Here is a 22,320-nt window from a genome sequence, read left to right as displayed (position 1 = left end):
TCGTTTCCTACCTAAGTGATTCTCGGTCGATGTTTGTGGGACTATTCAGCGTCGATGTAGCAGATTTCATCATCCATGAACCCGGCCCAAGCCTTGGCTTCAGAGCAGATAGCGGCTCTTGCCAATAATGGTGCTGCATTCGCCTTTTCGGCCAAGCAAACCTCATTTGCTCCTGGGATCAAGTTTTGATCGGCGTTGGCAGTCTCATTCGCGCATTCGGCGACCGCGGTCTCTACGAGCGCTGCCACGTCGACGGTTTGAGTCGGCTCAACTTGATCACTGACTACTTCTTCTGAACAACCTCCAATTAATAAGACTGCGCAACAGAACGAGTAGGCGCGCATTAAAGCGCTTCCGCGCCTGCAATGATTTCAATCAGTTCGGTGGTGATCGCGGCCTGGCGGCTGCGGTTGTACTGGATGGTGAGCTTGCTGATCAGGTCGCCGGCGTTGCGCGTGGCGTTGTCCATCGCGGTCATCGATGCGCCCTGTTCCGACGCGGCGATTTCCAGCAGCGCGCCGAAGACCTGCGTCTTGACGTAGCGCGGCAGCAGCTCTTCGAGAATTTCTTCCTCGCCGGGTTCGTATTCCACGACCGCGTCGCTGCCGACCGCCGCGTCCGTTTCCGGTGCTGGGACGGGGATCAGCTGGTTGATCGTGGGTTCCTGCACCAGCGCCGACTTGAAGGTCGGGAAGATCAGGTGCGCGATATCGAACTTGCCGCCTTCGAACATTTCGATCAGCTCGGCCGCAATGCTCTCGGCTTCCTCGAAACCGGGATTGCGCACGGTGCTGGTGTCGAAATGCTGTTCGATCCGGTCGGCATAGTCGCGCTTGATCGGCGCGCGGCCCTTCTTGCCGACGAGGTAGAACTGCACGTCCTTGCCCTGCGCCAGCAATTCCTTCGCCTTGAGCTTCGCAGCCTTGACGAGGTTGGCGTTGAGGCCGCCGCACAGGCCCTTGTCGGTGTTGACGAGGACGAGGAGGTGGCGCTGGTCGTTGCCGGTGCCGGCCAGCAGCTTCGGCGCGCCGTCACCGCTGACCTTACTTGCGAGCGAGGCCATCACGTCGGCCAGCCGCGTGGCATATGGGCGCGCGGCTTCCGCCGCCGCCTGCGCACGGCGCAGCTTGGCCGCAGCGACCATCTGCTTGGCCTTGGTGATCTTCTGGGTCGACTTGACCGAGTTGATCCGACCCTTGAGTTCTTTCAGCGAGGCCATGTCGGCTCCCTAGGTGTCTCTCTCAGGCTCAGGCGAACTGCTTGGCGAACGTGTCGAGCGCGGCTTTCGCCTTGTCGGCGGTTTCGCCCTCGAACTTGCCGCTCGAGCGGATGTCGGCGAGTACGTCGGCGTGTTCGTTGCGCATGAAGCTCAGCATCTGGGCTTCGTATTCGGTCACGCGGTTCACCGGGATATCGTCGAGATAGCCGTTGGTGCCGGCGTAGATCGACACGGTCTGCTCTTCGAAGGGCAGTGGCGAGAACTGCGGCTGCTTGAGCAGCTCGGTCAGGCGCGCACCGCGGTTGAGGAGCTTCTGCGTCGCGGCATCGAGGTCGCTGCCGAATTGGGCGAAAGCGGCCATTTCGCGATACTGCGCGAGGTCCAGCTTCATCGAGCCCGAAACCTTCTTCATCGCCTTGGTCTGGGCGGCACCGCCCACACGGCTGACCGACAGGCCGACGTTGATGGCCGGGCGGATGCCTTGGTAGAACAGTTCGGTTTCGAGGAAGATCTGGCCGTCGGTGATCGAGATCACGTTGGTCGGGATATAGGCGGATACGTCGCCGGCCTGCGTTTCGATGATCGGCAGCGCGGTGAGCGAGCCCGAACCGTTGTCGGCGTTCATCTTCGCGGCACGCTCAAGCAGGCGGCTGTGAAGGTAGAACACGTCGCCCGGATAGGCTTCGCGGCCCGGCGGGCGGCGCAGCAGCAGCGACATCTGGCGATAGGCGACGGCCTGCTTGGAAAGGTCGTCGTACACGATCACGGCGTGCATGCCGTTGTCGCGGAAGAATTCGCCCATCGCGCAGCCGGTGTAGGGCGCGAGGTACTGCAGCGGGGCAGGCTCCGACGCGGTGGCGGCAACCACGATGGAATATTCCATAGCGCCGTTTTCTTCGAGCGTCTTGACGAGCTGCGCCACGGTGGAGCGCTTCTGGCCCACGGCGACATAGACGCAGTAGAGCTTCTTCGACTCGTCGTCGCCCGCGTTCAGTTCCTTCTGGTTGATGAAGGTGTCGATCGCAACGGCGGACTTGCCGGTCTGGCGGTCGCCGATGATCAGTTCGCGCTGGCCGCGGCCGATCGGGACCAGCGCGTCGATGGCCTTGAGGCCAGTCTGCACGGGCTCGTGCACCGACTGGCGCGGGATGATGCCGGGGGCCTTGGTTTCCACGCGGGCGCGGGTCACGTCGGTGATCGGGCCCTTGCCATCGATCGGGTTGCCGAGCGCGTCGACCACGCGGCCGAGCAGGCCCTTGCCGACGGGAACGTCCACGATCGTGCCGGTCCGCTTGACGCTGTCGCCTTCGCCGATTTCCTGGTCGGAGCCGAAGATAACGACACCGACGTTGTCGGCTTCGAGGTTGAGCGCCATGCCCTGGATACCGTTGGCAAATTCGACCATCTCGCCGGCCTGTACCTGGTCGAGGCCGTGGATGCGGGCGATACCGTCACCCACCGACAGCACGGTGCCGACTTCGGTGACTTCGGCTTCGGTGCCGAAATTGGCAATCTGGTCTTTGATGACCTTCGAGATTTCTGCGGCGCGGATATCCATTGCGTTGTCCTTTGAGCCTGTCAGGCGCTTTTCATCGCGTTGGCGAGGGTGTTGAGGCGGGTGCGGATCGAACCGTCGATGCGTTTCGAACCGATGGTGACGACAAGGCCGCCGAGCAAGTCGGGATCGACCTTGGTGGTAAGTTTCACGGTGCGGCCTTCGCGGGCCTTCAGCTTCTGCTCCAGCGTGGAAAGCTGGGCATCGGTGAGGGCGTGGGCGCTGGTCACTTCGGCCGTCACTTCGCCGCGCTGGGCGGCGGCAATGGCGCGAAAGGCGCGAATGATGGCAGGCAGCTGGCCCAGCCGGCGGTTCTGCGCCAGCGTGCCGAGAAAGTTCTGGGTCAGTTCGGCCAGGCCCATGATGGCGGCAACGCCCCACACGGCCTTCTGCGCATCCTTGCGCGAAACCTGCGGATTGGTCGTCAGCTGGCGCAGTTCGTCCGACTGGTCGAGGCCTGCTTCGAGCTTCTCGAGGTCCGATTCGACAGCGGTCACGGTGCCTTTTTCGGCAGCGAGGTCGAACAGGGCGGAAGCATAGCGGCCTGCCAGGCTAGCCTGAATACCGGCGGAAATCTCCACGCGCAAAAGTCCTTTTCGGGTCCGGGTAACGGATTATCTGATCGACTGCGAAACGGCCGGCCGGAACGGCGGCCCTCGCAAGATTGGCGCGCGCCTAGCAGCCGCCCCCGATTCATGCAAGCCGGGTATCCGGCAGATCGCGGGTGATTTGGCGACGCGCGGGTTTCGGCGTAGCATCGCCGCGTGAGTCGCGCAGGAGAGATGCGATGAAGATGACCCCGCTGGGCGAGGAAATCGGTGCCGAGGTGACCGGCTGCCAGCTCGCCGAAATGTCCGACGATGCGCTGGATCATCTGAAGGAAGCGGTCTGGGAAAGCGGCGTCGTGGTGGTGCGCGGGCAAGACCTGTCGCCGCAGCAGCACATCGCGCTCGCCAACCGGTGGGGCGGGATCGACATCAACAACTACTTCCCGTTGAACGGAGAGCATCCGGAGATTGCCGAGGTCCGCAAGGAAAAGGACCAGCAGACCAATATCGGCGGCGGCTGGCATACCGACCATTCCTATGATCAGGTGCCGGCGATGGGCTCCATCCTCGTGGCGCGGGCCCTGCCGCCCAAGGGGGGCGACACGCTGTTCGCGCATATGGGCGCGGCCTACGATGCGCTGGACGAGGAGACGAAGGCCGAGATCGCCGGCATGCGCGCCGTCCATTCCGCCGACCATATCTATGCGCCCGACGGCGCCTATGCCCAGACCGACCAGGGCAAGGCGCTGCGCGGGCAGGAGCTCAAGACGCTGGCGACCCACCCGGTGGTGATCCGCCACCCGCAGACGGGCCGCAAGCTGCTTTACGTGAACCCTGCCTTCACCCTGCATTTCGAAGGGCAGACGCGGGAGGAAAGCCTGCCGCTGCTGCAAAGGCTCTATGCCGCCGCGATGACGCCCCAAGCTCAGGCCCGGGTGGTGTGGAAGCCCGGCACGGTGACGATCTGGGACAACCGGACGACGTGGCACATGGCGCTGAACGATTATCCGGGCGAAGAGCGGATCATGCACCGCATCACGCTGAGCGGGGAAGCGCTGGCGGCCTAGCCGCAGGCGTTTTCCGTATACGCTTCGCCGACCGACCCTTGCGGATTGCCTGCAATCTCGCGCAGGCCGACTGCCGCCGCTTCGGAAAGCTCCCTGTCGGCCATCATCGTCTCCACGTTGGTTGGCGTGCGGCTGCCGAAATCATAGAGCCTGCCGCGTAACTCGCGATTTCCGGCGAGGATGATTCCGGCTTCTTCCGCTGTGCATGCCGGCGGCACCGGCTCTTCATCGAGCGGTTCTGCGAGAAAGTAGCCTTCCGTGATGCATTTCCGGCCGTCGGCAAACTTGAGGCACCGCTGGCGTTCCTCCAGCGGACCGCAGGTCTTGCGCGCGAAATCCATCTGCCCGTTTCGCTGCCCATAGGTCTGCAGGACTATCCGGCGCGTCGCCATGAAGAGCGGCTCGGCACATTCATTTTCCCGTCCGCCGGCTTGCCGGCACCGGCAGGTTTTCAAGGCTGCTGCACGCCATTCACCAAGCTGGACTTCCGAAGAGACTTGCTGTGGTTCGGGGGGAGGGCGATCCGTCTCTGCTGAGTCCGGCAGCAGCATACGCAGGACCAGGGCGGCAAATACGGCGATCCCGGTTACGCCTGCGACTTTCAGGATCTGCCGGTTTTCCATGAAGCCGTATCAATCGGCCTTGCTGCATTTGTAGACCACCCGCTCGTTCGGGCGGTCGGGCAGCAGCGCCAGCACGGCGTCCTGCTTCTCGCCGAAATCGCGGGCGGCGGCTTCGTCTATGCCGCAGCCGGGGCCGCGATAGGTGCCGCGGGCCTCGCGGGCGGTGGCCATGTCGGCGGCGCCCAACAGGTAGCGTTCCATGCGGTACTCGCCGGTCGCGGGATCGAAGCGGTTGAGCGATACGGCCGCTTCCTCGTTCGGCACGAACACGCGCGACCACTTGCCATCGAGCAGGCCATACTGCGTGCGCCCGTTGACGCAGCCGCCCGCGCTCCATTCGAACGGCAGGTCTTCTACCGAAGCCCCGGTGATGCGGCTGCGCTGCGGTTCGACGGTGCAGACGAGATCGCCGGCAAGCGCGCCTTCGCCGGCCCCCGGATCGGCGCTGCCGGTGCCGAATTCCTCGTCCAGCCGCATGGCGACCCGGTCGTCGATCTCGCGCAGCTGCGGGCGGCTGAACCATGTCACGACCGCTGCGACCAGCGCGATGGAGGCCAGCACGGCGGCGGCGATGAAGGGGTTGCGCTTGCCGTTGACGTGCAGCTGGTAGGCGGCGAACCCGGCGACGAGCGAGAGGACCAGCAGCACGGCGGCAAGCGCCAGGCCATTGTCGCGCGATTCGGCGATGTCGCGGCTCACCTCGGTGCGGATGGCGGCTTCGGCGGCGGCACGGTCGCGGGCGGCGGCGCTCTCCGCTTCGTCCGCCTGCCTCGCGGCGGCCTCGGCGCGGCGCTGTTCCTCCGCATCCAGCTCCACCAGGCTGCGGCAGGGCATGGCGTTGACGCGCGGCTGCACGTCGTTCGCACGCAGGAACGGCAGCAATTCGCGCATCGACACAGCGAAGAAGAACTCGGCATCCGTTCCGCTGCTCGATGCGCCGAAGCTGTTCACGCCGACCACGCGCCCGCAATTGTCCAGCAGCGGCCCGCCTGAGTTGCCGCGCGCGATGGGCGCGGTGTGCAGGATCGTGTCGAATTGGCGCGACGGGCGCCGCCCGGCGAGCGAGCCGCGCGCCTTGACGGGCGGCGTGGCGCGGAACACGTCGCCGAGGCCAAGCCCCTGCGCGATATCCACGTTCTGCGGATAGCCCACGGCATACACGTCGCCGCTGTCGGCCTCCGCCGCGCCGGCGATGGTGAGCGGCGGCAGGCGAAGACCGCCGGCGATTTCTATCAGCGCCAGGTCGTTGCGCGGGCTGTAGGTGATGACGCGGGCTTCCACCGCCTCGCCGCCCTCTGCCGGAACCACCAGCACCCGCAACCGCGGGTCGATCCGCAATTCGTCGACCACGTGGTTGTTGGTGACCACCCGGTTGCCGGAAACCGCGAAGCCGGTGCCGTGGCTGACGGGAAAGCTTTCGCCTTCCTCGTCCGTCCCCACGATCAGCACGCGGACGACCCCGCGCGCGGCAGCGTCGATATCTGCGGCATCGGCAGCGGCCAGCTGCGGGGCAAGGAGCGCCAGCAGCGCGGCGAGGATCGTGAAAAACCGTGTCATCGCCTGCGGCAATACGCGAGTGCGGGTTTTGACCGCAAGCTTCGGGATGCAAGCCGCCGCCGCGATGGCTACAACACCCTCCATGCAACCGAACGACGACATTGCCTGGGACGCCGTGCAGCGCCGCGATCGCGCGTTCGACGGGCGCTTCGTCACCGGCGTGCTTACCACCGGCATCTATTGCCGGCCGAGCTGCGCCGCGCGGCATCCGGCGCGCGCAAACGTGCGTTTCTTTGCCAGCGGCGACGAGGCGAAGGCGAGCGGCTTACGCGCGTGCAAGCGGTGCCTGCCGGACGATGTCGCGCGGGACGAGGCTGCCGTGCTGGCGGCGGTGGAGGCGATCAAGCGGTCGGCGGGGCGCCGCACGCTCGGCGACCTGGCAGCGCTGACCGGCTATTCGCCGACGCATTTCCAGCGCGTCTTCACACGCGCCACGGGGCTTTCACCCGCGGCCTATTCGCGGGCCCTGCGGGAAGAGCGGGCGCGGAAAGAACTAAGCGGCGCCGAAACGGTCGGCGATGCGATCTACGATGCAGGCTTCGAAGCGCCGAGCCGCTTCTACGCCGCGATGGAGGGCAGGATGGGCATGACACCGAGCGACTGGCGCGGCGGCGGGAAGGGCCGCACCGTGCACTGGAGCGTGATCGAGACGAGCCTGGGCGCGATGCTTGTCGCGGCGACGGACAGGGGCGTTTGCTGCCTCAGCTTCGGAGAAGGGGAGCCGGAATTGCGCGACCGGTTTCCCAACGCCACCCTGGTGCCCGCCGGTGAGGACTTTCGCGACCTGTTCGAAGAGGTCGTGGCCGCCGTCGAGACCCCGAGGAGCGCCGCGAACATCCCGCTGGACGTCAAAGGCACCGCTTTCCAGCAGCGCGTGTGGCAGGCCCTGCGCGAAATTCCGCCCGGCGAAACGCGTAGCTATGGCGAACTCGCCGCCGCGCTCGGCAACCCGAAAGCTAGCCGCGCGGTCGGCGGGGCGAACGGGGCGAACAATATCGCCGTGCTGATCCCGTGCCACAGGGTCATAGCCGCCGACGGCGGGCTGGGCGGCTATGCCTATGGCACGAAGATCAAGCGCGAACTGCTGGAACGCGAGAAGCGCTGAGCATGGTCGCTCAGTTCTTGCCCACGAAGATCGCCTTGGCGTTGACGAATTCCTTCACGCCGAAGCCGCCGTGTTCCTTGCCGTAGCCGGAGTTCTTGACCCCGCCGAAGGGCATGGAAGGATCGGCTACCCCGTAGGTGTTGATATAGACCATGCCGGTGTCGAAATGCTTCGAGGCGAGTTCGATCGCGCGCTGCTCGTCACCGCACAGAATCCCGCCGCCGAGGCCGTAGCGGCTGTCGTTGGCGAGGCGCATGGCGTCCTCGTCGTCCTTTGCGCGGATTACGCTGGCGACCGGGCCGAACAGTTCGTCGTCATAGGCCGGCTGGCCGGGCGCGACGTCGGTCAGCACCGTTGCGGGGTACCATGCGCCCTTGCGATCCGGCACGCTGCCGCCGCAGGCGACCTTGGCACCGTTCGCGACCGACTTGTCGACCTGGTCCTGCAGGTCGTCGCGCAGGTCGGCGGAGCTCATCGGGCCCATATCGCTGTCTTCGTCGGTCGGATCGCCCAGCTCGACGCCTTCGAAGCGGGCGACGAATTTTTCGATGAAGGCGTCGTAGACCTTGTCGGTCACGATGAAACGCTTGCCGTTGATGCAGGTCTGGCCGTTGTTGTAGAGCCGCGCCTGCGCGCAGACTTCGGCGGCCAGGTCGAGATCGGCGTCTTCCAGCACCATGTAGGCGTCGTTGGAGCCAAGCTCGAGCACGGTCTTCTTGATCGCCGCGCCGGCCTTCTCGCCCACATGGCGGCCCGCACCGTCGGAGCCCGTCAGCGTCACGCCGCGAACCTTGTCATGTTCGATGATCTTGTCCGACAGGTCGTGCCCGATAACCAGTACGGTGAAGAGGTTTTCCGGCAGGCCTGCCTCGCGGAAGATCTTGCCGATCATCAGGCCGCTGCCGGTGCACAGCGAGGAGTGCTTCAACAGCACGCCGTTGCCCGCCATCAGGCTGGCGATGGCATAGCGGATCACCTGGTAGGCGGGGAAATTCCACGGCTGGATGCCGTAGACGACGCCTATCGGCGAAAAGGTCACGATGCCGCGCCCGGCGTTGCTGGGATCGCGGCTTTCGTCGGCCAATTCCTTCGGCCCGTTGGCGGCGGTCCAGTCGCAGATGCCGGCGCAAAGTTCCACCTCGTCGCGGCTGTCGCCGATCAGCTTGCCGACTTCGCGCGTCATCAGCTGGGCCAGTTCTTCCTTGTTTTCGCGCAGGCCCTTGCCGAGCGCCTTGATCACTTCGGCACGGTCTTCGAGGCTGCGCAGCTTCCACTGGGTGAACGCCTCGTGACAGGCTTCGACCGCGGCGAAGGCTTCGTCCTCGCTCATGTGGTCATAGGTCTGGATGTCTTCACCGGTTGCGGGGTTGACGGTGGTAATGTCGGCCATGGAAAGTCTTTCTCTGGTTCTTCGGGGTTGCCCCCTTCCAACCAGCGCGGCGACGGCTGCGTTCCGGATTGCGGACACGAAAAAGGCGGACGGCCCGAAAAGGCCGCCCGCCCGTGTCTCCTGTCGCCGGGATCAGAGGCCCTGCGCGGCCTTGCTGACCAGGATGTTCACCGAAACGCGGCGGTTCTGCGCGCGCCCGGCGGCGGTGCTGTTGTCCGCCGTGGGGTCGGATTCAGCCATGCCGGTGGGCGAGAGCATGCGCCACGGCTTCCAGCTGCACTTCTGCTGCAGCGTGTTCACCACGCGGCTGGCGCGTCGTTCGCTCAGGACCTGGTTGTAATCCTCGTCACCCACGGAATCGGTGTAGCCGACGACCAGCAGCAGCGAATTGTCGATACTGTCGGCCTGCATCGCGGCGGCGCACAGCTCGCGCTCGGCGGTGCCGGGCAGGCTCCATTCGCCGGTGTCGAAATAGACGTTGGTCACGCCGACGATGTCGTAATTGTCGATCTCGCCCATGCGGCCGCGCAGCGCCTCGGCAGCTTCGGTGTTGGCCTCGATCGCCGCACCCTGCCGCGCGAACTGGCCGGCGGTGCCGCCGCGGATCATCTGCGCGGTTTCGAGGTCGGAGTTGGAAAAGCGCACCCGCTTGGCCAGCAGCCCGCCGCCCCACTGCACGGTCTCGATTTCCACCGGCAAGCCGGCGAGCAGCATGTCCCCGGTCACTTCGGTCCGGCCGAGGCCGAGAAAACCGCCGCGGCCCTTGATGCTGGTGCCCTGACTCAGGCCGACCATCGTCGCCTCGCCGGCCGGCGTCGTCACTTCCATCGCGCTGCCGAGGCGGTCCGAGATGATGCCTTCGATGTCCGGCCCGTCGGGCAGGTCCGAGATGTCGGCAGGGACCTGCCCCTCGACGAGGATGGACTGGCTGGCTTCCGCCGCGACTTCGGCGGGCTGCTGCTGCGCCGCGGCGGGCAGGGCCGCGCCGACGAGCGCGAGGGCGACGAACGACGCCGCGGGTGTCTTGATGTTGAACATGGTTTTCCCTTCCAGATTTCCGCGACCTTTGCGGTCGCCGGTGTAAATGTCGGGAAGCGCCATGCGGCTGGCGTCTGTCGGGGCGATGAACGAACCGGGCTGTGCAAGGGTCGGCGGGGCCTGCTGTGCGACGAACCGAGCCGCCGATACCGGAAAATGGCGGATTTGCGCGCTTTTCAGTTGCGCGCCCAGCCGTCCGATGCGGGCGTCAGCGTATCGAGGAACGCCTCTGCGCTGTCGAGATACTCTTTCTGCCGGTCTTTCCCCATCCGGTCCCAGTTGGCGTAGATCCGGCCGATGCGCGGATTGCTCTCCAGTCGGTCGCGGTGGCGGTCCATGAAGCGCCAGTAAAGCGCGTTGAAGGGGCAAGCGCCTTCGCCCGTCTTCTTGCTGACGGAATAGTCGCAGTCGCCGCAGTAATCGCTCATCTTGTTGATGTAGTTGCCGCTGGCGGCATAGGGCTTGGTAGCCAGCTTGCCGCCATCGGCATAGAGGATCATCGCCGCCACGTTGGGCAGCTCGACCCATTGGTAGGCATCGGCATAGACGACGAGGTACCAGTCCTGCACCTCGCGCGGCGCGATCCCGGCGATCAGGGCGAAATTGCCCAGCACCATCAGCCGCTGGATATGATGCGCATGGGCGTTGTCGCGGGTGGAGCGGATGCTGTCGGCCAGGCAGCGCATGCCGGTTTCACCCGTCCAGTAAAATTCCGGCAGGCCGCGCTGCGCATTCAGCGCGTTGTTGCTTTCAAGGTCCGGCATGAAGCGCCAGTAGAAGCCGCGCACATATTCGCGCCAGCCGATCAGCTGTCGGATGAACCCTTCCGCCGAATTGATCGGCGCCTTGCCGTCGCGATAGGCCTTTTCCGCCCGGCGGCAGAGGTCCAGCGGATCGAGCAGGCCGAGGTTGATGCTGGTGGACAGCATGGAATGGAACAGGTCGTCCTGCCCATGGACCATCGCGTCCTGAAATTTCCCGAATTTCTCGATCCGCTCCGCGAAGAAGGCATCGGCGGCCTTTTCCGCATCGTCGCGCGTTACCGGCCAGCCGAAATTCCCGAGGCTGCCGAAATGGTCGGCGAATTTGTCCTCGACCAGTTCGATACATTCGCGCGTGATGTCGTCCGGTTCGAACAGCGGGCGCGGGGGCGGGTCCATGTCATCCTTGGGCGAGGCTCGGTTGTCCTCGTCGTAATTCCAGTCACCGCCTTCGGGCTTGCCTTCGTCCGTCATCAGGATGCCGGTCTTCCTGCGCATCTCGCGGTAGAAGTTTTCCATGCGCAGCGTCTTGCGGTCGTCCGCCCAGTCGTTGAACTCCGCCAGCGAGCAGACGAAGCGGTCATCGTCTAGGATCTCGACGTCGCAATCGAACTTGTCCGGCCATTCCTCGATCGCCTGCTGGACGCGCCATTCCCCGGCCTCGACGACATGGATCGCGCGCGGATCGTGACGCTCCACGGCGCGGGCGACCTCGCCGGTGAAGCTGCCGGCGTTGTCCGCGTCCGTCAGCCGGACGTAATCCACCGTCCAGCCGGCATCCTCCAGCTCGGCGGCGAAGTGGCGCATGGCGGAAAAGATGAGAGCGATCTTCTGCTTGTGGTGCTTGACGTAGGTCGCCTCGTCCCAGACCTCCATCATCAGGACGACGGTATCGTCCTTTGTGCGACCCCTGATGGAGGCGAGGTCGCGGGTCAGCTGGTCGCCAAGGATGGGGACGAGGATCGGGTTCTGCATGCCCGCCCAACGCGTGCCCGCGCGGTTGGTGCCGTCAGGCCGCAGCCAGCCAGACGAGGTAGAGCGCCGACAGCACGATCCACAGGCCCGCCAGCGTCTTCAGGCGCCGGGCACCGAGCCACAGGGCAATGGGCCGGGCGAGGAACCCGCCTAGCATTGCGGCAGGCGCCGCGAGCAGGACGACTTCCCACTGGATGGTCGCTGCCTCAACATGCCACAGGACCCCCGCGATCATGCTGGCCGAGGAGATCGCGCAGGCCGTGCCGGTACACAGCAGGATCGGGTAGTGGCGGATGAAGAGATAGAGCGCGACAAGCTCCCCGATGCCGACCGAAAACAGCGGCGTGATCATGCCGCCCGGGATCGCGATGAGGAGGAGGGCGACAAGGTCGACCTGCTCCAGCCGCGCGCGTTCCGGCCGCTTGCGGTTCACCGTCCAGGTGGACACGATGAGGACCAGGCCGAGGACGATGGAGAACGCCTTGTAGCCGAGCAGGACCACCTGCGCATCGAAGGTCGCGAAGCGCTGGACAAGCAAGAGCAGGGGCAGGGACACGCACAGCACGCCCAGCGTGGCGATGGCGAAATCGCGCGGGCGGACCTGCGCTTCGCCGGGGGCCGGCGGCGGCTGGTGGAACAACCGGTCGCTCCAGCGCAGCGCGCCCATCGTCATGCCGAAGGACTGGATGCCCATCGACACGCCCACGATCTGCAGGGGCGAGAGGTCCATGACCGCAAATTCGCGCAAGGCGTTGAACACCGGCACGAAGACAACCCCGCCGCCGGTGCCGGATGTGTTGGCGATGATCGCCCCGATTACGCCAACTCCGGGCAGGAACCACAGATGGCGCAGCAGATCGCCATCGAGCCGGGCGAGGAGAAGCAGCGCCATCCATCCGGCCAGCAAGCCAAGGCCGCCGATGCGCACGATGCGCCCCGGCGGCCAGCTTGCGAAAGTTCGATAGATGGTGCGCACGGTCCCCTGCCAAGTCGGACCGCGCTATCGCATCGCGCTTACAGCGAAGCAATTTCCTTCTTGGCGGCGGCGATGCCTTCCTCGATCGCCTCTTCGCCGTAGCCGACCTTCTCGACGCGGATCACTTCGACGCTGTCGATGCCGAGAAAGCCCATGAAGCCCTTCAGCAGGCTTTCCTGGTGGTCCATCGGATTGTCGTCGCCATATTCGCCGCCGCGGGACGAGGCGATGATCACGCGCCGGTCCTTCACCTTGCCTTCGGGACCGTCTTCCGAATAGCCGAAAGTGACGCCGGGGACCGCGAGCCGGTCCATCCACGCCTTGAGGTTTGACGGGACGGAGAAATTATACATCGGCGCGCCGATGATCACGATGTCGGCACCGAGAAATTCGTCGAGCACGTCCTTCTGTTCGGGATAGGCGCGCTCGACCGCTTCTTCGTGCGTGTCGGGCGCGGTGCGCACGGCGGCGGTGGTCACCGGGTCGAGATGGGGAACCGGGTTCTTCGACAGGTCGCGGGCAACGATGGTCGCATCCGGGTGTTTTTCGGAAAAGTGGTCGGCGATCATCTGGCTGATGCGGCGCGAGACGGACTGTTCGCCGGTGGTGGCGCTGTCGATGCGGAGGATTTGCATACTTTCGGTTCCTTGGTTACTTCTGATTACCAGGAGGCCATATGGTGACTGTGGTGGAGATAGCGCAAGACGGCACATCCGCGCGGGATAGGAACAAGGGTGTGACCCTTGCGGTTCCCGATGCGCCGGCGTGCCAGGCCGTCAACGACCTGCTTTCGCGCATCGGCGACAAATGGACCGTGCGCGTGGTCATGGCGCTGGCGGAAGAGGACCTGCGCTTCAGCGAGCTGCGGCGGCGGATCGACAGTATTTCGCAGCGCATGCTCACCCGCACGCTGCGGGCGCTGGAGCGGGACGGGATCGTTTCACGCACGGTCACGCCGTCGGTGCCGGTGCGCGTCGACTATGCGCTGACCCCGCTGGGGGAGAGCCTGAGCGCGCCGGTCGCCGCGATCGCGACATGGGCAATGCAAAACCAGGCGGCGATGATGCAGGCGCGCGCCGATTACGATGCGGCAGACGCGGAGTAAGCGGGGCTAGTCGAGGTTGGGCCTGAGCCACCGCTCTGCCGTGGCGAGATCGACGCCGCGGCGCTGCGCATAATCTTCCAGCTGGTCGCGGCCGATGCGCGCGACGCCGAAATACTCGCTTTCCGGATGGCCGAAGTAGAACCCGCACACCGCGGCGGTGGGCCACATGGCGAAATTCTCGGTCAGCGAGAGCCCTGCGTTCGCCTCGGCATCCAGCAGGTCGAACAGCATGGGCTTGAGGCTGTGATCCGGGCAGGCGGGATAGCCCGGGGCCGGACGGAGACCGCGATACTGCTCCTTGATCAGCGCGACGTTGTCGAGCTGTTCGGCGGGTGCATAGCCCCACAGGTCGGTGCGGGTATGCCGGTGCAGCGCTTCGGCAAAAGCTTCCGCGAAACGGTCTGCCAGCGCTTTCAGCAGGATGTCGGAATAGTCGTCCTTGTCCGCGCGGAAGCGTTCGGAATGGCTGTCGATCCCGTGGATGCCGACCGCAAAACCGCCGATCCAGTCGCCCGCCGGATCGATGAAATCCGCAAGGCACATGTTGGCCCGGTCGCGCGATTTCTTCACCTGCTGGCGCAGGAAGGGAAATACCGGATGTTCGCCTTCGTCCACGTGCACGGTGATGTCGTCCCCGTCGCGCGCGCAGGGCCAGAACCCGGCGACACCGCGCGCGGTGAGCCACTTTTCCGCAACGATCCGGTCGAGCATCGCGTTCGCTTCGGTGAAGAGCTGCTGCGCGGTTTCGCCGACCACATCGTCTTCCAGGATCGCGGGATAATTGCCGTGCAGCTCCCACGTACGGAAGAAAGGCGTCCAGTCGATGTACTGGCGCAAATCTGCCAGGTCCCAGTCTTCGAAGACGTGCAGGCCGGGTTTTAGCGGCGGGGCCGGCTTGTCGGAATAGAACGGGTCGTAATGGTTCGCCCGCGCTTCCTCCAGGCTGAGGAGGACACTGAGGGACTTGCCCGCGCGTGCGGCGCGAACCTTTTCATATTCGCCGGCCGTCTCGTCCACGAAGTCGTCGCGCTGCGTGTCGGACAGCAGGCGGCTGGCGACGCCGACCGCGCGGCTGGCGTCGAGCACGTGGATGACCGGGCCCTCGTACGCGCCGTCGATGCGCAGCGCCGTGTGGACCTTGCTGGTCGTCGCGCCGCCGATCAGCAGCGGCAGGTCCATCCCCGCATTCTGCATTTCTTCCGCCACCGTGACCATCTCGTCCAGCGAGGGCGTGATCAGGCCGGACAGGCCGATGATGTCGGCCTTTTCCTCGCGCGCGGTTTCCAGGATCTTCGACCACGGCACCATCACGCCGAGGTCTATCACGTCATAGCCGTTGCACTGCAGGACGACGCCGACGATGTTCTTGCCGATATCGTGGACGTCGCCCTTCACGGTCGCCATCACGATCTTGCCCTTCGCCTTGCGCTCGGCTTCAGGCAGCAGGTCCTTTTCCGCCTCGATGAAGGGGATGAGGTGGGCCACCGCCTTCTTCATCACGCGGGCGGACTTGACGACCTGCGGCAGGAACATCTTGCCGCTGCCGAACAGGTCGCCGACCACGTTCATGCCGTCCATCAGCGGGCCTTCGATGACCTCGATGGGGCGGGCGGCGGCCTGGCGCGCTTCTTCCGTGTCTTCCACGATATGCGCGTCGATGCCCTTGACCAGTGCGTGCTCCAGCCGGCGTTTGACGTCGTAGCTGCGCCATTCCTCGGCGGCCTTTTCGTCCGCCGCGCTCATCCCGCGGAAGCTTTCGGCCAGCTCGATCAGCCGCTCCGTCGCGCCGTCCTCGCGGCACAGGATCACATCCTCGCACGCCTCGCGCAGCTTGGGGTCGATCGCATCGTACACGTCGAGCTGTCCGGCGTTGACGATCGCCATGTCGAGCCCGGCGGGGATGGCGTGATAGAGGAAGACCGAATGCATCGCGCGGCGCACCGGTTCGTTGCCGCGGAAGCTGAAGGACAGGTTGGACAGGCCGCCGCTGGTCTTCGCGCGGGGGCAGGCCGCCTTGATCTCCGTCACCGCCTCGATGAAGTCGAGCCCGTAGCGGTTGTGCTCCTCGATCCCCGTCGCGACGGCGAAGATATTGGGGTCGAAGATGATGTCCTCGGCCGGAAAGCCGTTTTCGGTCAGCAGCTTGTAGGCGCGGGTGCAGATTTCGACCTTGCGCTCTTTCGTGTCGGCCTGGCCTTCCTCGTCGAAGGCCATGACCACAACCGCGGCACCGTAATCACGGCAGATGCGCGCATGCTGGAGGAAAGCGTCCTCGCCTTCCTTCATGCTGATCGAATTGACGATCGGCTTGCCGGAAACGCATTTCAGCCCGGCTTCGATCACTTCGAATTTCGATGAGTCGATCATCACCGGAACGCGCGCGATGTCGGGTTCCGCCGCGATCAGCTTGAGGAAAGTGGTCATCGCCGCCTCGGCGTCGAGCAGGCCTTCGTCCATGTTGACGTCGATCACCTGCGCGCCGTTCTCCACCTGCTGGCGCGCGACTTCGACGGCGGCGTCGTAATCGCCGGCCATGATCAGTTTCTTGAACCGGGCGCTGCCGGTCACGTTGGTGCGTTCGCCGATATTGACGAAGCGGGCGGTGCTGAGGTCGGACATCAGGCGGCGATCGTGAAGGTTTCCAGCCCGGCAAGGTGCATCTTGCCGTCGGCTTCGGGGATCTTGCGTGGCGGCAGGCCTTTCACGGCCTGCGCGATGGCGGCGATGTGTGCGGGGGTGGAACCGCAGCAGCCGCCCAGGATATTGGCCCGGCCGTTTTCCGCCCACACCTTTACCAGCGACGCGGTGGTTTCGGGCATCTCGTCATATTCCCCGAGGTCGTTGGGCAGGCCGGCGTTGGGATAGGCCATCAGCAGCGTATCGGCGATGTCGGACAGCACCTGGATATGCGGGCGCAGCTGGTCCGCACCGAAGCTGCAGTTGAGGCCCACGGTCACCGGGTTCGCGTGGCGGACTGCGCTCCAGAACGCTTCCACCGTGTGGCCCGAAAGGTTGCGGCCCGACAGGTCGGTCAGCGTCATCGACAGCATGATTGGGATGTCTGCGCCGCGCTCTTCCGCCAGCCGGCGCACGGCCATGATGGCGGCCTTGGCGTTCAGAGTATCGAAGATCGTCTCGATCAGGATGAAGTCCGCCCCGCCGTCGACCAGCGCGCCAGCCTGTTCGCGGTAAACCTCCACGATGGTGTCGAAATCGACCTCGCGGTAGCCCGGATCCTCGACATCGGGGCTGAGCGACAGGGTCTTGTTGGTGGGGCCCAGAGCGCCGGCGACGAAGCGGGGTACGCCGTCCCTTGCGGTGGCCGTGTCGATGCACTCGCGGGTGATCCGCGCGGCCGCCGCGTTGATTTCTGCCACCAGGCTTTCGGCGCCGTAATCCGCCTGGCTGATGCGATTGGCGTTGAATGTGTTGGTGGCAAGGATATGCGCGCCTGCATCGATGTAGCTGTTGCAGATCTTCGCGATGACATCGGGCCGCGTCAGGTTGACGAGGTCGTTGTTGCCCTTCTGGTCGAAGCCGAGATCGTAGTCGCCGCGATAGCCCTCTTCACCCAGCTTCTCGTTCTGGATTGCCGTGCCATAGGGGCCGTCCTTGATCAGGATCGCCTGCCCGGCCGCGTCCAGCAGTTCCTGCCGCTTACCCATGGGCCGCATCCTTCGGGCGCATGCCGAGCAGGTGGCAGATCGCGTAGCTCAGCTTGGCGCGGTTGAGCGTGTAGAAATGGAAGTCCCGCACGCCGCCGGCATAAAGGCGGCGCACCAGTTCGGCCGCGACCGTGGCGGCGACGAGGTCGCGCGCGCCCGGTCGTTCGTCCAGCCCTTCGAACAAACCGTCCATCCATTCCGGGATCTGCGCGCCGCACAGCCCGGCGAACTTGCGGGCCTGGGCGACATTGGTCACCGGCAGGATGCCCGGCACCACCGGCGCGGTGATGCCTCTTGCATCCAGCTTGTCGCGGAAGGTGAAATAGGTCTCCGGCGCGAAGAAGAACTGCGTGATCGCCCGTGTCGCGCCCGCGTCGAGCTTGCGGGCGAGATTGTCGATGTCGCTATCGGGGCAGGAAGCGTCGGGATGGGTCTCGGGGTAGGCGGCGACCGAAATCTCGAAATCGGCGACGTCCTTCAGGCCCGCGACGAGCTCAGCCGCGCTGGCGAACCCGTCCGGATGCGGCGTGAAGGCGGCGCCCGGCTCGCCCGCATCGCCGCGCAGGGCGACGATGTGGCGCACGCCCGCTTCCCAATACTGCTCCGCCACAGCGCGCGTTTCCGCCTTGCTGGCATCGACGCAGGTGAGGTGCGCGGCGGCGGGAATGCCGGCTTCCGCGATGATCCGCCTCACCGTGTCGTGCGTCCGCTCCCGCGTGGAACCGCCCGCGCCGTATGTGACGGACACGAAGGATGGGTCGAGCGGCTTCAGTTCCTGCACCGCGTCCCACAATTGCGCTTCCATCTTCTCCGATTTCGGCGGGAAGAATTCGAAGCTTGCGCGCATGTCGCCCGGAAGCCCGCCGAACAGTGGTTCTTCGTGGGCGACCTTGGCCTCGTGAGCGGGATCGAAAAGTTTGTTCATTGCGGGTGGGGCCTTAGCAAAGTCGGCAGCGAGGGGAAGGGCGAAGGCGGACGAAGTTTGCTTTGCATTCCAATGCAGGAAGTTTGCAGCGGCCCAATTCACAGGGGCCCGGCAGGCCTCAGACGAAACTGTAGGGATCGATGTCGATCGCCACGCGCACCCCGCGCGGAAACTCGTGGCCACCCAGCCAGCTGCGGATCACCTTCTGCAAGTCCGCATTGCGCCGAGCATTCACCAGCAGGCGATAGCGATAGCGCCCGCGCAGCAGAGACAGCGGGGCAGGGGCGGGGCCGTAGATGTCTATCCCGTCCGCGGCAGGCTTGCTCCCGCCGAGCAGCTTGGCGGCGGAACGAGCCTCCGCCTCGTCCTCGCTCGACACGATGATGGCGGCCCAGCGGCCGAAAGGCGGGGCCCCGGCATGGCGGCGCGCCTCTGTTTCCGCTTCGTAGAACGCGTCCCGGTCGCCTTCGACCAGCGCCTGGATCACCGCGGCTTCGGGGTGGCGGGTCTGCAGCAGGACTTCGCCCGGCTTCTCCCCGCGCCCGGCGCGGCCGGCGACCTGCGCGATCTGCTGGTACGTCCGCTCCGCTGCGCGCAGGTCCCCGCCTTCGAGGCCGAGGTCGGCATCTACCACGCCGACCAGCGTCAGCTCGGGGAAGTGGAAGCCCTTGGTGACCAGCTGGGTGCCGACGATCACGTCGATCGCCTGCGCCTGCGCCTCGGCAATGAAGGCTGCGGCGCGTTCGGGCGAACCGAGCGTGTCCGACGTGACGACCGCGACGCGCGCCTCCGGCAGTACCTCGCGCACCTCGTCCGCAATCCGCTCCACCCCGGGGCCGCACGCGACGAGGCAGTCCGGCTCCCCACAATCGGGGCAGGCGGCGGGCGGCGCGGTCTCGTGCCCGCAGTGGTGGCAGGCGAGCCGCTGGCTGAGGCGATGTTCCACCAGCCAGGCGCTGCAATTGGGGCACTGGAAGCGGTATCCGCAATGGCGGCACAAGGTCAGCGGCGCATAGCCGCGGCGGTTGAGGAACAGCAGCGATTGCTCGCCCCGGTCCAGCCGCTCCTGCAGCTTCTCGACCAGCGGCGGGGCGAGCCAGTGCTGCCGCGCCGGCTGGTGCTTCGTCAGGTCCAGCGTCGCGATGTCGGGCAGTTCGGCGCTGCCGAAGCGGCTCGGCAATTCCAGCCGTTCGTAAATGCCGCTGGCCGCCATCTGCAGGCTCTCCAGCGCCGGCGTCGCGCTGGCGAGGATGGCAGGCACGCCTTCGAACCGCGCGCGCATGACGGCCACATCGCGGGCGTTATAGCGCACCCCGTCATCCTGCTTGAAGCTGACTTCGTGCGCCTCGTCCACGACGACAAGCCCTAGCCGGGCGAAGGGCAAGAATAGCGCCGAGCGCGCGCCCACCACGACCTGCGCCTCGCCCGCCGCGATGGCGCGCCAGGCCCGCCGCCGCTCCGACGATTTGAGCGAGGAATGCCACACCACCGGCGGCGCGCCGAAACGCTCCTCGAACCGCTTCAGGAACGCCTCGGTCAGCGCGATTTCGGGCAGCAGCACCAGCACCTGACGGTCCATCCGCAGCGCCTGCGCCATCGGTTCGAAATAGGTCTCCGTCTTGCCGGAGCCGGTCACGCCGTCGAGCAGGAACGGCGCGAATTTGCCCGCCTCCACCGCCTCGACAAGCTGCCCTGCGACTTCTTCCTGGTCGGGATTCAGCTCCACCAGCGAATGGCCGGCATCGGCGCGGGGGTAGGGACGGTCGAGGTCGACTTCGACCGCTTCCAGCACGCCGCCGTTCACCAGCCCGCGCAGCACGCCTTCCGAGGTTCCCGAAAGCTCGGCCAGCTCGCGGATCGAGCCTTGCTCGCCCTGCAGTGCGTCCATCGCCTGCGCGCGCTTGGGCGTCATCCGGTCGGGTTCCTGCCCCGACAGGCGGTATTCGATGGCGGTTTTGGCACCTTTCAGCGCCTGCCCGCTGGACAGCGCCATCCGGGCCACCGCGCTCATCGGGGCGCAGTAATAGTCCGCCGTCCATTCGATCAAACGGCGCAGCTGCGCGCGTATCGGCGGGACGGGCAGGGCGGCGAGCAAGGGACGCAGCTTGGCGTCAGGAACTTCGGCAGTCGGTAAATGTTCGTTTTCCCAGACGATTCCGGTGATCTGCCGGGGCCCGAGCGGCGCGATGACCACGCTGCCGGGCTCCACCGCCATCCCGTCGGGCACGCGGTAGTCGAGCGCGCCCAGCGCGGCGTTGAAAACGAGGAGTCGGACGCGGTTCATGGAAGGCTCCATATGGTGCCCGCAAAGCCATCCCCGCAAGGGCCATCCCCGGAAATCCGGGATATTGGGAGTTCGAAGATTATGACGCAGGCCACCACCACCATTCTCGACCGCCGCACCATGCTGCGCGGCATTGCCGCCGGCACGGCCAGCGTGGGCCTTGCCGGCTGCTCCACCCTGGGCGGCTTCGGCTGGGGCCCGATCGACGCCATCCGCAACCTGCTGCTGTTGAGCGCGGAGCGGACCTTCGCCGCGCTGACGGAGCCGGGCGGCTGGTACGACGGGCAGATCGCCAAGCTCGGCCTTGCAAACGTGCTCGGCAACCGCGGCGGCGTGCTGCAGTCGATCCTGACCAGCGGCATCGTGAAGGACCGGCTGGAGCGCGAATTCGCGATGATCGCGGTCGAGGGTGCCGAACGCGCCGCGCCGGTCGTCTACGATACAGTGCGCACCATCGGCATCGGCAACGCCATCGCTCTGGTCACCGGCGGGCGCACCGCCGCCACCGGCTTCCTGCGCAACAACATGGGCCAGTCCCTGATCGAAGTGATGGTGCCGGAAATCGGCGACGCCATGCGCATCAGCCGCGAACCCGTGGTCGGCCAGCTCCTGTCCGCGCTCTCGGGCGTCGATATCGAACGCACGGTGGGCAATTTCGCGCGCGAGGCGGACGATGCGATCTGGAACCAGATGGGCGTCGAGGAAGGGCTGATCCGCGACAACCCGCGCCTCAGCAACGATCCCGCCATCATCGCCGTGCTCGGCGCCGGCGGGGGGTACTGAACGCCCGCGCCCTAGCCGCAGGGGCCAGCCTTCGCTAACTGGCTTGGCGAGATTCGCCCCACACGCAAAAAGGCTGGCCCGCACATGAAATTCTTTGCCGACACTGCCGAAATCGTTGCCATCAAGGAACTGGCCGCCACGGGCCTCCTGGACGGCGTCACCACCAATCCCAGCCTGATTGCGAAATCGGGACGGGATTTCATGGAAGTGACGAAGGAAATCTGCGGCCTGACCGACGGGCCGGTCAGCGCCGAAGTGGTCGCGCTGGACCACCCGACGATGATGAAGGAAGCGGAAAAGCTGCGCGCGATCGCGGACAATGTCTGCATCAAGGTGCCGCTGACGATCGACGGGCTGAAGACCTGCAAGGCGCTGACCGGCGATGGCACGATGGTGAACGTCACTTTGTGCTTTTCCGCCAACCAGGCGCTGCTGGCGGCGAAGGCCGGCGCGACCTTCGTTTCCCCCTTCGTGGGGCGGCACGACGATAACGGGTTCGACGGCATGGACCTGATTGCCGACATCCGTCGCATCTACGACAATTACGCTTTCTCGACCGAAATCCTCGTCGCCAGCGTGCGCCACGCGACCCACATACTGGAAAGCGCGAAGATCGGCGCGGATGTCGCCACCGCGCCGCCGAAGGTCATCATGGGCCTCGCCAACCACGTCCTGACGGACAAGGGCATCGAAGGCTTCCTGAAGGACTGGGAAGCCACTGGCCAGTCGATCCTCTGATCATCT

The 22,320-nt window shown here is 65.7% G+C and carries 20 protein-coding genes; 5 read left to right on the top strand and 15 right to left on the bottom strand.

All coding sequences use genetic code 11. The annotated features are described in order from the left end of the window. Nucleotides 1–41: 41 nt before the first annotated feature. The 4 genes from VCJ71_RS04975 to VCJ71_RS04960 are packed head-to-tail and all read right to left on the bottom strand — an operon-like array spanning nt 42 to nt 3,355. Nucleotides 42–344: a hypothetical protein gene (locus VCJ71_RS04975; protein ID WP_324639570.1), complete on the bottom strand. Its 303-nt coding sequence runs from the start codon at nt 342–344 to the stop codon at nt 42–44. Beyond that, nucleotides 344–1,219, bottom strand: a complete 876-nt coding sequence (locus VCJ71_RS04970; RefSeq protein ID WP_324639568.1) for a F0F1 ATP synthase subunit gamma — start codon at nt 1,217–1,219, stop codon at nt 344–346. The genes VCJ71_RS04975 and VCJ71_RS04970 overlap by 1 nt, the downstream gene beginning before the upstream one ends. Nucleotides 1,220–1,247: 28 nt before the next feature. Then, nucleotides 1,248–2,777 (bottom strand): F0F1 ATP synthase subunit alpha, encoded by a 1,530-nt coding sequence (gene atpA, locus VCJ71_RS04965; RefSeq protein WP_324639567.1) that lies wholly within the window; start codon nt 2,775–2,777, stop codon nt 1,248–1,250. A 20-nt stretch (nt 2,778–2,797) separates the two neighbouring features. Further along, entirely contained in the window at nt 2,798–3,355 is a 558-nt protein-coding gene (locus VCJ71_RS04960) for a F0F1 ATP synthase subunit delta (RefSeq protein ID WP_324639565.1), read from the bottom strand. A 206-nt stretch (nt 3,356–3,561) separates the two neighbouring features. Here VCJ71_RS04960 and VCJ71_RS04955 point away from each other — a divergent pair, with 206 nt between their 5' ends. Then, complete coding sequence (locus tag VCJ71_RS04955; protein ID WP_324639563.1) at nt 3,562–4,389, top strand: TauD/TfdA dioxygenase family protein; 828 nt, start codon at nt 3,562–3,564, stop codon at nt 4,387–4,389. Here VCJ71_RS04955 and VCJ71_RS04950 read toward each other — a convergent pair. Together VCJ71_RS04950 and VCJ71_RS04945 are read right to left on the bottom strand one after the other, a co-directional pair. Then, the gene (locus VCJ71_RS04950) at nt 4,386–5,012 is read right to left on the bottom strand and encodes a hypothetical protein (RefSeq protein ID WP_324639561.1); all 627 of its coding nucleotides are present in this window, start codon (nt 5,010–5,012) and stop codon (nt 4,386–4,388) included. The two genes, VCJ71_RS04955 and VCJ71_RS04950, sit on opposite strands and share 4 nt — an antisense overlap. Nucleotides 5,013–5,021: 9 nt before the next feature. Then, a complete protein-coding gene (locus tag VCJ71_RS04945) occupies nt 5,022–6,569 on the bottom strand; it encodes a S1C family serine protease (RefSeq protein WP_324639559.1) in 1,548 nt (515 codons plus the stop codon). A gap of 64 nt (nt 6,570–6,633) precedes the next feature. On the opposite strand from VCJ71_RS04945, the gene VCJ71_RS04940 reads away from it, so the two are divergent. After that, nucleotides 6,634–7,674 (top strand): bifunctional transcriptional activator/DNA repair enzyme AdaA, encoded by a 1,041-nt coding sequence (locus VCJ71_RS04940; protein ID WP_324639558.1) that lies wholly within the window; start codon nt 6,634–6,636, stop codon nt 7,672–7,674. A gap of 10 nt (nt 7,675–7,684) precedes the next feature. Here the strand turns inward: VCJ71_RS04940 and VCJ71_RS04935 are convergent, their stop codons facing one another. The 5 genes from VCJ71_RS04935 to VCJ71_RS04915 all read right to left on the bottom strand — a co-directional run bounded on the left by VCJ71_RS04935 (nt 7,685) and on the right by VCJ71_RS04915 (nt 13,449). Next, a complete protein-coding gene (locus VCJ71_RS04935) occupies nt 7,685–9,064 on the bottom strand; it encodes an NAD-dependent succinate-semialdehyde dehydrogenase (RefSeq protein ID WP_324639557.1) in 1,380 nt (459 codons plus the stop codon). A gap of 132 nt (nt 9,065–9,196) precedes the next feature. Then, the gene (locus VCJ71_RS04930; protein WP_324639556.1) at nt 9,197–10,102 is read right to left on the bottom strand and encodes an OmpA family protein; all 906 of its coding nucleotides are present in this window, start codon (nt 10,100–10,102) and stop codon (nt 9,197–9,199) included. A 176-nt stretch (nt 10,103–10,278) separates the two neighbouring features. Further along, nucleotides 10,279–11,838, bottom strand: coding sequence for a cryptochrome/photolyase family protein (locus tag VCJ71_RS04925; RefSeq protein ID WP_324639555.1), 1,560 nt, complete (start codon nt 11,836–11,838; stop codon nt 10,279–10,281). A 34-nt stretch (nt 11,839–11,872) separates the two neighbouring features. Beyond that, on the bottom strand, nt 11,873–12,814 hold the full coding sequence (locus tag VCJ71_RS04920) for a sulfite exporter TauE/SafE family protein (protein ID WP_324639554.1): 942 nt from the start codon (nt 12,812–12,814) through the stop codon (nt 11,873–11,875). 38 nt (nt 12,815–12,852) lie between these two features. Next, complete coding sequence (locus VCJ71_RS04915; RefSeq protein WP_324639552.1) at nt 12,853–13,449, bottom strand: FMN-dependent NADH-azoreductase; 597 nt, start codon at nt 13,447–13,449, stop codon at nt 12,853–12,855. 101 nt (nt 13,450–13,550) lie between these two features. Here VCJ71_RS04915 and VCJ71_RS04910 point away from each other — a divergent pair, with 101 nt between their 5' ends. After that, on the top strand, nt 13,551–13,919 hold the full coding sequence (locus VCJ71_RS04910; RefSeq protein WP_324639550.1) for a winged helix-turn-helix transcriptional regulator: 369 nt from the start codon (nt 13,551–13,553) through the stop codon (nt 13,917–13,919). Between the two features lie 6 nt (nt 13,920–13,925). Here the strand turns inward: VCJ71_RS04910 and metH are convergent, their stop codons facing one another. The 4 genes from metH to VCJ71_RS04890 all read right to left on the bottom strand — a co-directional run bounded on the left by metH (nt 13,926) and on the right by VCJ71_RS04890 (nt 20,793). Further along, complete coding sequence (metH, locus tag VCJ71_RS04905; protein ID WP_324639548.1) at nt 13,926–16,538, bottom strand: methionine synthase; 2,613 nt, start codon at nt 16,536–16,538, stop codon at nt 13,926–13,928. Next, complete coding sequence (locus VCJ71_RS04900; protein WP_324639547.1) at nt 16,538–17,584, bottom strand: homocysteine S-methyltransferase family protein; 1,047 nt, start codon at nt 17,582–17,584, stop codon at nt 16,538–16,540. Before VCJ71_RS04900 ends, metH begins: the two co-directional genes overlap by 1 nt. After that, complete coding sequence (gene metF / locus VCJ71_RS04895; protein ID WP_324639545.1) at nt 17,577–18,509, bottom strand: methylenetetrahydrofolate reductase [NAD(P)H]; 933 nt, start codon at nt 18,507–18,509, stop codon at nt 17,577–17,579. Before metF ends, VCJ71_RS04900 begins: the two co-directional genes overlap by 8 nt. Before the next feature lie 118 nt (nt 18,510–18,627). Beyond that, the gene (locus VCJ71_RS04890) at nt 18,628–20,793 is read right to left on the bottom strand and encodes a primosomal protein N' (RefSeq protein WP_324639543.1); all 2,166 of its coding nucleotides are present in this window, start codon (nt 20,791–20,793) and stop codon (nt 18,628–18,630) included. A gap of 81 nt (nt 20,794–20,874) precedes the next feature. Between VCJ71_RS04890 and VCJ71_RS04885 the strand changes: the two genes are divergently transcribed. Continuing rightward, nucleotides 20,875–21,576 (top strand): DUF4197 family protein, encoded by a 702-nt coding sequence (locus VCJ71_RS04885; RefSeq protein ID WP_324639541.1) that lies wholly within the window; start codon nt 20,875–20,877, stop codon nt 21,574–21,576. 84 nt (nt 21,577–21,660) lie between these two features. Then, complete coding sequence (gene fsa / locus VCJ71_RS04880) at nt 21,661–22,314, top strand: fructose-6-phosphate aldolase (protein ID WP_324639539.1); 654 nt, start codon at nt 21,661–21,663, stop codon at nt 22,312–22,314. Nucleotides 22,315–22,320 lie beyond the last annotated feature (6 nt).

The sequence above is a fragment of the Pseudoblastomonas aquimaris genome, assembly GCF_035481675.1.
Classification (GTDB): Bacteria; Pseudomonadota; Alphaproteobacteria; order Sphingomonadales; family Sphingomonadaceae; genus Alteriqipengyuania_B.
This window is presented reverse-complemented; position numbering and strand designations above follow the sequence as displayed.